The sequence below is a fragment of the Novosphingobium sp. HII-3 genome, assembly GCF_002916655.1.
In the GTDB taxonomy this organism is placed as follows: domain Bacteria; phylum Pseudomonadota; class Alphaproteobacteria; order Sphingomonadales; family Sphingomonadaceae; genus Novosphingobium; species Novosphingobium panipatense.
Genome location: NZ_PPSM01000053.1, coordinates 1 through 7,491 on the forward strand (window position 1 = coordinate 1; position 7,491 = coordinate 7,491).

At 59.8% G+C, this 7,491-nt stretch carries 10 protein-coding genes; 9 read left to right on the top strand and 1 reads right to left on the bottom strand.

From position 1 onward, the window contains the following. The first annotated feature begins 129 nt into the window (after positions 1-129). From C2R25_RS16360 to C2R25_RS16370, 4 genes are read left to right on the top strand one after another with little or no spacing between them, the layout of a single operon-like run. Entirely contained in the window at positions 130-1,083 is a 954-nt protein-coding gene (locus tag C2R25_RS16360) for an SDR family NAD(P)-dependent oxidoreductase (protein ID WP_233204083.1), read from the top strand. Then, the gene (locus tag C2R25_RS16365) at positions 1,019-1,855 is read left to right on the top strand and encodes an AraC family transcriptional regulator (RefSeq protein ID WP_233204081.1); all 837 of its coding nucleotides are present in this window, start codon (positions 1,019-1,021) and stop codon (positions 1,853-1,855) included. The genes C2R25_RS16360 and C2R25_RS16365 overlap by 65 nt, the downstream gene beginning before the upstream one ends. Further along, positions 1,852-2,145 carry a serine hydrolase gene (locus tag C2R25_RS21185; protein WP_255400469.1) on the top strand — a complete coding sequence of 98 codons (294 nt, stop codon included), beginning with the start codon at positions 1,852-1,854 and terminating at the stop codon, positions 2,143-2,145. The genes C2R25_RS16365 and C2R25_RS21185 overlap by 4 nt, the downstream gene beginning before the upstream one ends. Then, on the top strand, positions 2,129-2,878 hold the full coding sequence (locus tag C2R25_RS16370) for a serine hydrolase (protein ID WP_199183861.1): 750 nt from the start codon (positions 2,129-2,131) through the stop codon (positions 2,876-2,878). Before C2R25_RS21185 ends, C2R25_RS16370 begins: the two co-directional genes overlap by 17 nt. A gap of 77 nt (positions 2,879-2,955) precedes the next feature. Here C2R25_RS16370 and C2R25_RS16375 read toward each other — a convergent pair whose 3' ends face one another. Continuing rightward, on the bottom strand, positions 2,956-3,846 hold the full coding sequence (locus tag C2R25_RS16375; RefSeq protein WP_199183863.1) for a LysR family transcriptional regulator: 891 nt from the start codon (positions 3,844-3,846) through the stop codon (positions 2,956-2,958). Between the two features lie 114 nt (positions 3,847-3,960). On the opposite strand from C2R25_RS16375, the gene C2R25_RS16380 reads away from it, so the two are divergent. The 5 genes from C2R25_RS16380 (at position 3,961) to C2R25_RS16400 (ending at position 7,424) form a co-directional block, all read left to right on the top strand. Next, entirely contained in the window at positions 3,961-4,869 is a 909-nt protein-coding gene (locus tag C2R25_RS16380; protein WP_103730241.1) for a pirin family protein, read from the top strand. A 35-nt stretch (positions 4,870-4,904) separates the two neighbouring features. Then, positions 4,905-5,501 (top strand): NADPH-dependent F420 reductase, encoded by a 597-nt coding sequence (locus tag C2R25_RS16385; RefSeq protein WP_103730242.1) that lies wholly within the window; start codon positions 4,905-4,907, stop codon positions 5,499-5,501. Between the two features lie 40 nt (positions 5,502-5,541). Beyond that, on the top strand, positions 5,542-6,312 hold the full coding sequence (locus C2R25_RS16390; protein WP_199183862.1) for an SDR family NAD(P)-dependent oxidoreductase: 771 nt from the start codon (positions 5,542-5,544) through the stop codon (positions 6,310-6,312). Positions 6,313-6,553: 241 nt separating this feature from the next. Then, positions 6,554-7,153 carry an NAD(P)H:quinone oxidoreductase gene (wrbA, locus tag C2R25_RS16395; protein ID WP_103730243.1) on the top strand — a complete coding sequence of 200 codons (600 nt, stop codon included), beginning with the start codon at positions 6,554-6,556 and terminating at the stop codon, positions 7,151-7,153. A gap of 22 nt (positions 7,154-7,175) precedes the next feature. After that, entirely contained in the window at positions 7,176-7,424 is a 249-nt protein-coding gene (locus tag C2R25_RS16400) for an SDR family NAD(P)-dependent oxidoreductase (protein WP_103730244.1), read from the top strand. The last annotated feature ends 67 nt before the right edge of the window (positions 7,425-7,491 follow it).

Genomic DNA, 7,491 nt, shown 5'->3' on the forward strand with positions numbered 1-7,491 from the left:
TCGATGATGAGCCATTCCTTGTCCGTCAGTTCATATCGCCGCCGCGTCATACGCCCTCCGTTTCCGAAGGAAGCCTGAATCACGCCACCGCTGCCAGCTCAACCCGATTTATGAGTTTGCCCCCTAGACATCCATAGCCAGGAGTCTTGTAACGCCGCTGTCGCACAGGTCCTTACCGACTTTCCGTCCCTCGATGTCGTGATCCATAATGCCGCTCACCTTTTTATCGGCATGGCAGAAGGCTTCACGGCCGAGCAACTCGCCGACAGCATCAACACCAATGCCGTGGGTGCTCATCGCCTGAACCGAGCGGCGCTTCCGCACATGCGCAAGCATGGTTCGGGTGTCCTGCTCTACGTCGGCAGCGGCATCACCAGGATCGTTTCCCCGTTCATGATGCCCTATGTAGCCGGCAAGTACGCCATGGACGCCTTCGCAGAGGCGACGGCCTATGAAGTAGGCCCCCTCGGGACCGAGACGGTGATCGTCATGCCCGGCGTCTTCATGGACGGGACTTCCCATTTCGCTACCGCCGTCTTTCCGGCGGATAAAGCGGCGCTGGGCGGGTACGACAAGCTCCGGGCAGAATATGACCGGTATGAGCCTGGTTTGCGTAACCTGTTCCGCGGCGGCTGCGATGCTCCTGTTCAAGGCGTTGCGGATGAGATCGCCCGCGTGCTTGCTCTGCCGCGCGGCCGCAAGCCGATGCGAACGACCGTCGATTATTCAGACTATGGCGCCGAGCCGGTGAATAGCGTCGCACAGGCGCAGACTGAGCGCGTGTTCCGTATCATGGGCTTCGATCGCCTTCTTGAACTGGGTAAGTGCGAAGCATCGGGTGACAGGAGCGTCCATGCGGCTCCTGTCACCGAAGCTCGCCCCGGCTTTCCCTTGTCATCAAGGGCTGACTATCCTCGGCATGATTGGCAGTTCTCGAGCGATCATCATCGCAATGCCGTCGATGGCGCGGCTGCCGAGGATGGTATAAATATATTATATGGTTCTCAGACGGGGAAGGATGGATTTCTGGGGCAGCGGCCCCGAGGGCCGGCAGGCCGGAGGCTTCAGCTTCCATCTGCTTAAGGCTAACGCGCCTGAAGAAGAAGTTCGGCCGCATATGCACGAGGAAGCGCATTCCGTCCTTGTGCTCGATGGTGGCTATATGTCGTCGGCCGTCGGCGCCCCGCTGGTGTCGGATACACCGATCCTGATCTACAACCCGCCCGGCACGTCGCATCAGGACCGCTTCCATGGGGGCAGAGGGCGGTTCCTCGCCATATCCGGGGGGAGGGGTGCTGAAGCTGCGGCTTTTTGCTTGCGCGATCCCTACGCTCAGAGACTTGCCCGAGGCGTGGCGGATCAAATCAATGTGACCACTCCCCTCGCGCTGGAAGCCTGTGCCTTACAACTTCACGGGCTGGTGACGCCGCTCTCCTCCGACGAGGCCTGGAAGGCGAAAACGCCACCAGCTTGGCTCTCTCGCGCCGTGGAGATGATTTTCCTAAGCGACGATCCCGAAATCACTGTAGCCCAGGTTGCAGCGGACGCGGACATCCATCCGGTCCATCTTGCACGCGTGTTTCGACGCTATCTTGAATGCTCGCCCGGGGAATATCTGCGCGGCCATCGGCTCGAACGGGCGGCTGCTTTGCTAGGCAAGGGGATCGCCTCTCTTGCCGACGTTGCGCATTCAACGGGCTTTGTCGATCAAGCCCATCTTACTCGAACTTTTCGAGGCCGTCTCGACATCACTCCGGCGCAGTGGCGCAAATCGCGCCATGTTGCGCGGATACAAGACGAAGGCGCTGTTATCAGACAGGAACCGGTTCCACCTCATCAGGGATCTGGCCAATGAAATGTCTCAGAAGCATCATGACAGCGCTTGGCGGTGTGATGCTATGCGCAGGCACAGCTGCGTCACACCCGGGCTCTGCTCTTGATAAGGTTCTTGCAGCGTACGATCAGGATGAACATCGCGATCTACGCGGCGTCGTCGTGCTGCACGAAGGCAAGGTGATCGCGGAACGCTACTATAATGGGGAAACGGCAGATACTCTCCACGACATCCGCTCGGCAGGGAAAAGTGTGACCGGGCTGCTCGTGGGGATCGCGATCGACCAGGGCAAGAATGCACGACCCGGATGACAAGGTTTCCACCTATTGGCCGGAAGCCAAGAACAGCGCCATTGGTGATGTCGCCATCAAGGACGTGCTGACGATGCGTTCCGGTCTGGCTGCGTTCGACGCGGATCCTGCATCGCCGGGCAATGAAGACAAACTCGATGCAGCGCCTGATCCGATAGCATTCCTGCTTTCAGCCCCGCGCGCCGATCCGCCGGGATCACGGTACCGCTACAACTCGCTCACGGCCTATGCCGCCGGCGTCGTTGTTGCAAAGGCGACCGGGTCATCAATGGCTGATTTCGCCCGAACTGCGTTGTTCGAGCCATTGGGTATCCTTCACTGGAAGTGGGCGTTAGGCGCCGCTGGATACACCAAAGGCCAAGGTAACCTGTCTCTTACAGCCCGCGACTGTGCGGCGATCGGCGAGATGGTGCGTGGACAAGGTCTATATGAAGGACGCCGGATCGTCAGTGCCAATTGGATCCGACGCGCGGTTGCTCCACTGGTTGGTATTTCCGATTCAGATCCCTACGCTGAAGGATATGGCTTCTTCTGGTATTCAAAAAACCAGCAGATCAACGGCCAGGTGGTTCCGGTCTCCTTTGCATCGGGCAATGGCGGCAATAAGATCTATGTGGTTCCAAGTCGCCGCATGGTCATCGCGATCACATCCAGTGCTTATGGCAAGGGGTACGGCCAGCAACGCTCAGAAGCGCTTTTACGGGCTATTCTTGCCGTCGAGCAGCAAGACTGAGCTACCCTTCATGTCCAACAGCCTGCTGCCCAACCTCGCAGGTCGCTTCTGAAAACCGACGGCATTCCAGTCCCAGCTTATGCCTGCTCCTTGAAGCGTTGTATCAGCCATCGCCCTGCTGGACCGGGCGGGCTGTCTGTCCGGTAGATCGCATCCATCACATAGTTACCACCGATGCTGTCAGGCATCTCCAGCTTCACCAGCCTCCCGGTCAGCAGATCTTCCGCGATCATCGGCTCGGGCATATTCCCCCATCCGATACCGGCTTTGAGAAGCATGTGCTTTGAGCTGAGGTCGCCCAGGCGCCAGGTGCTGGTCCCCACCACAGCAATGTCGCGCCCCTTGGTCAGCGTTGATCGGTCGGTAAGTACCAACTGGACATGTTCGCGACCTGCGCCTGGCAGATTCTCCTCTGCAATCGCCAAGGGATGGCTCGGCGCGGCCACGGGGATCATGCGCACGCTGCCGATCCCCTCCTTTTCGATGCCATCTAGGCTGACCAGCGGGCCAGCGACCCCGATGGTGGCAATCCGCTCCATTACCAGCCTCGTTACCGAGCCTAAGGATTCGACGTAAAGGTGAAGCGTCACAGTCGGGAATTGTTCGCGGAAACTGGTAAGCGCATCGACTACCCGTTCCTCGGGCAGCAAGGTGTCCAGCACGATGTGAAGCTCGGATTCCAGGCCCTGCAGCATGCCCTTTGATTTCGCTCGCAGGCTGTCGATACCGCCGGCAACCCTGCGAGCTTCAGCAAGCACCATGCGTCCAGCTTCGGTCAGTTGGGGTTTGCGGGTCGTTTCCCGGTCGAACAGTGTCAGCCCGAGTTGTGCCTCGAGGTTCGAAATCGAATAGCTCACAACGGAGGAGGCGCGATTGAGCTGCCGTGCCGCGCCGGCAAAGCTCCCCACGTCCACGACAGTCAGGAAGACCTTTAGCTGGTCAAGCGTAGGAGTGCCGGGCTCACTTATCATATCTAATTCCTCGAACCTAATCACCGATAGTATGCCGGTTTTTTAGACCGAAGGAAACGCATAACTCTCCGACTTCCCACTGGCTTATCGCCGACGATGAAGGAACAAGACATGACTTTCCAAGCAAATCCGGCACTAGTCGAGCAGGTGATACTGCCGGCAGTGCGTGATCTCGGCGGCTTCGATGTGCGCCGGGCTCTCCCTTCGGTCCAGCGCCGGATGGTGGGACCCTTCGCATTTTTCGACGCCTTCGGACCTGCTGTCTTCCGATCTGGTGAGGGCGTTGATACGCGCCCCCATCCGCACATCGGTCTCGCCACGCTTACGTATCTGATCGAGGGTGAGCTCGATCACCGGGATAGTGAAGGCTATTTCCAGACAATCCAGCCCGGCGAGGTCAACCTGATGACTGCGGGACGCGGCATTGTACATTCCGAACGCAGTGGGCAGGGTTTCCGCGACCGCGGAGCGCGTATGTTCGGTTTCCAGACCTGGCTGGCATTGCCGCTGGATTTCGAGGAAGGAGATCCCGGCTTCAAGCATGTTGAAGCGGGCGACCTCCCAAGCCTTGCCGAGGACGGTGTTCATCTGAAGCTTCTTGCCGGCAGCTTGGCAGGGGTAACGTCGCCGACGCCGATCTTCTCCGAAACCCTCTACGCCGATCTGCAGCTGGGCGCGGGCAAACGCTTCAAACTGGCATCCGATCATATCGAACGCGCGGCATATGTCGTCAGCGGTGAAGTCGAAGTCGAGGGCCAGGACGGCCGCTTCATCAAAGACCAGCTAATCGTTTTCAAACCCGGCTCAGAGATCGTCCTGCGCGCGGCATCTGACACGCGGGTGATGCTGATGGGCGGCGAGCCGCTCGAAGGTGAGCGACACATCTACTGGAACTTTGTCTCGAGCCGTCTCGAGCGGATCGAGCAGGCCGCCGATGACTGGCGTTCCGGTCGTTTTCCAATGGTGCCCGGTGACCCCGAATTCATCCCTCTTCCGGCCATGGCGCCTCGCGCGGCCTGACCCTCTCTTTCAACTTTCCCAAAAGGATCTTCTTCATGACCTATTCGATCATCGGCTCGGGCGCGATCGGCACCGCTCTGGCTCGTCAGTTTGCTCGGACCAGCACGCCTGTCCTCATCGCCAACACTCGTGGGCCCGCCTCCCTTGCCGGCCTGGCGCAGGAACTGGGATCTAGCGTTCGACCAGTCGAACTCTCCGAAGCGGTGGAAGCGGACACCATTATCCTCGCAATGCCGTTCTCGGCCGTTGCCGATGTTGCGGCTTTGGCATCCGACTGGAGCGGGCGCGTGGTCATCGACGCCACCAATGCGATCAACTTCGCGGACTTCTCACCCGCAGACCTAGGCGGGCGTCTTTCAAGCGACATCGTCGCTTCGGCTTTGCCCGGCGCTGCGATCGTGAAAGCCTTCAACACGCTTCCCGCAGCTGTCCTCGCCCAGGAGCCTGGTTCTGCGACGGGTAAGCGCACCATCTTCCACGCCAGCAACGATCCCGACGCATCGGCGAGAGCTGCGCAGTTGATCAAAGCCCTCGGGTACGCCGCCATCAACCTTGGTCGCATCGATGAAGGCGGCCGCCTGCAGCAGTTCGGCGGGGCGCTCATGGTCCACAGCCTCATCAAGCAGGGCTGATCATCCACGTACAGGCGCAATGGCGCCAAGGAGAATTTCCATGTCCAATATTCTGGACGGCAAGACTGTCGTCGTCACGGGCGCTGCAAGCGGTATCGGTCGCGCTATCGCCATCTCGGCGGCCCAGCATGGCGCAAAGGCCGTGATCGTTTCCGACATCGTCGAGGCACCCCGCGAGGCCGGAACCCTCACTACGCAGAAGATCGAGGCGCTTGGAGTACCGGCGCTGTTCGTGCGGGCCGATGTTTCCAAGAAAGACGACAATGATCACCTGGTCGCTGCGGCAGATCAGTTCGGCGGCGTCGACGTTATGGTGTTGAATGCCGGCATATCCCTCCGCGCTGACGGCGCGGAGGTTACGGAAGAAGACTATAGGCGTCTCATGTCGATCAACCTCGATGGAACGCTGTTCGGCGCACAGGCGGCTGCACGTCAGATGAAGGCATCGAGCAAAGCCGGTAGCATCGTGTTGATGGCCAGCATGGGAGGCCTTGTCGGTGCCGGCATCACTGTCGCCTATTCGACGAGCAAAGGCGGGGTCGTGCTGATGGCGAAGGCCTTGGCCGACGCCCTGGGTCCTGATGGCATTCGCGTCAACGCTGTTGCTCCAGGAACAATTGATACCGAGCTTCTGCGCAGCACGCCCGATATCGCTGCCGCGAGCGAAGGCTTTCGCCAGCGCACTCCGCTGCGCAGGCTTGGAAAGCCTTCCGAGATAGGTGACGCCGTCGCGTTCCTGGGCTCGGACCTGTCGAGCTATGTCTCCGGAATTGCTCTTCAAGTCGATGGCGGCTTGCTGGCGGTAATCTGAGGATCAGCGCACTTCTCATCGCCTATAAAAGACGGATCGTTCCCTTTTTATTGGCGTCGCCTCGGCGTCGATGAAAAAGGGGGTAGATCGCATGGCAACTCACCGCCGGTGGCGACGCCATGCTTGTCGATTTTCTCGATCATAGCCGTCGATCATATTCGGATTTTCGAACCTGAAGACGGATGTAAAAACAGTCTCACACAGACGCTTTCTTCCAACTCCTCTCTCAAGGATCTGCACAATGGCTAAGGTTCTCGTTCTTTATTATTCTTCTTATGGCCACATCGAAACGATGGCCCACGCTATCGCCGAAGGCGCTCGCTCCGCTGGAGCCACCGTGGACGTGAAGCGCGTTCCCGAAACCGTCCCCGAGGACATCGCCCGCGGCGCGCATTTCAAGCTTGATCAGGACGCTCCGGTCGCCACCGTCAACGAACTTGCCGACTATGATGCAATCATCGTGGGAACCGGCACACGCTTTGGCCGCATGTCGAGCCAGCTTGCGGCCTTCCTCGATCAGGCAGGCGGCCTCTGGGCACGCGGCGCCCTGAACGGCAAGGTTGGCGCGGCTTTCACGTCATCGGCGACCCAGCACGGCGGTAACGAGACGACGCTGTTCTCGATCATCACCAACCTGCTGCACTTCGGGATGACCATCGTAGGCCTGCCCTACAGCCATGGCGGTCAGATGAGCATGGACGAGATTGTCGGCGGAGCGCCCTATGGCGCCACGACGATCGCCGGCGGCTATGGGGCGCGCCAGCCTTCGCAGATCGAGCTCGATGGTGCCCGCCACCAGGGTGAAATCGTAGCAAAAACCGCAGCCAAGCTCTTCGGCTAAGCCGCAGCACGGGAGACCTCCGATGGTAGACCTGCAGAACAAAGTTGTCATCAAAACCGGGGCCGGTTCCGGCATCGGCAGAGAAGCGGCGCTCGGCTTCGCAAGAGCAGGGCCCCGGGTCTTTGCTGCCGACCGGGATACGGCAGGGCTGCAGCAGACAAGTGAGCTTGTCGCATCGGAGGGCTTTCGCTTTAGGACGTCGGAAATCGACTGTCAACGCCGGGATAAAATTGGGCCAGGCACCGGTTTAAAAAGGGGCCAGTTGGTTTGAATAAAAAGCCTCATGGTTGAGGCTGGACGCTCTCGGCAGCGGGGAAGCGGCTGTAGCGGAGCGGAAG

Coding starts and splice junctions, on each gene's coding strand:
- C2R25_RS16380 (WP_103730241.1), top strand. CDS start 3,961: ATGACTTTCCAAGCAAATCCGGCACTAGTCGAGCAGGTGATACTGCCG.
- C2R25_RS16365 (WP_233204081.1), top strand. CDS start 1,019: ATGGATTTCTGGGGCAGCGGCCCCGAGGGCCGGCAGGCCGGAGGCTTC.
- C2R25_RS16385 (WP_103730242.1), top strand. CDS start 4,905: ATGACCTATTCGATCATCGGCTCGGGCGCGATCGGCACCGCTCTGGCT.
- wrbA (WP_103730243.1), top strand. CDS start 6,554: ATGGCTAAGGTTCTCGTTCTTTATTATTCTTCTTATGGCCACATCGAA.
- C2R25_RS16400 (WP_103730244.1), top strand. CDS start 7,176: ATGGTAGACCTGCAGAACAAAGTTGTCATCAAAACCGGGGCCGGTTCC.
- C2R25_RS16390 (WP_199183862.1), top strand. CDS start 5,542: ATGTCCAATATTCTGGACGGCAAGACTGTCGTCGTCACGGGCGCTGCA.
- C2R25_RS21185 (WP_255400469.1), top strand. CDS start 1,852: ATGAAATGTCTCAGAAGCATCATGACAGCGCTTGGCGGTGTGATGCTA.
- C2R25_RS16370 (WP_199183861.1), top strand. CDS start 2,129: ATGCACGACCCGGATGACAAGGTTTCCACCTATTGGCCGGAAGCCAAG.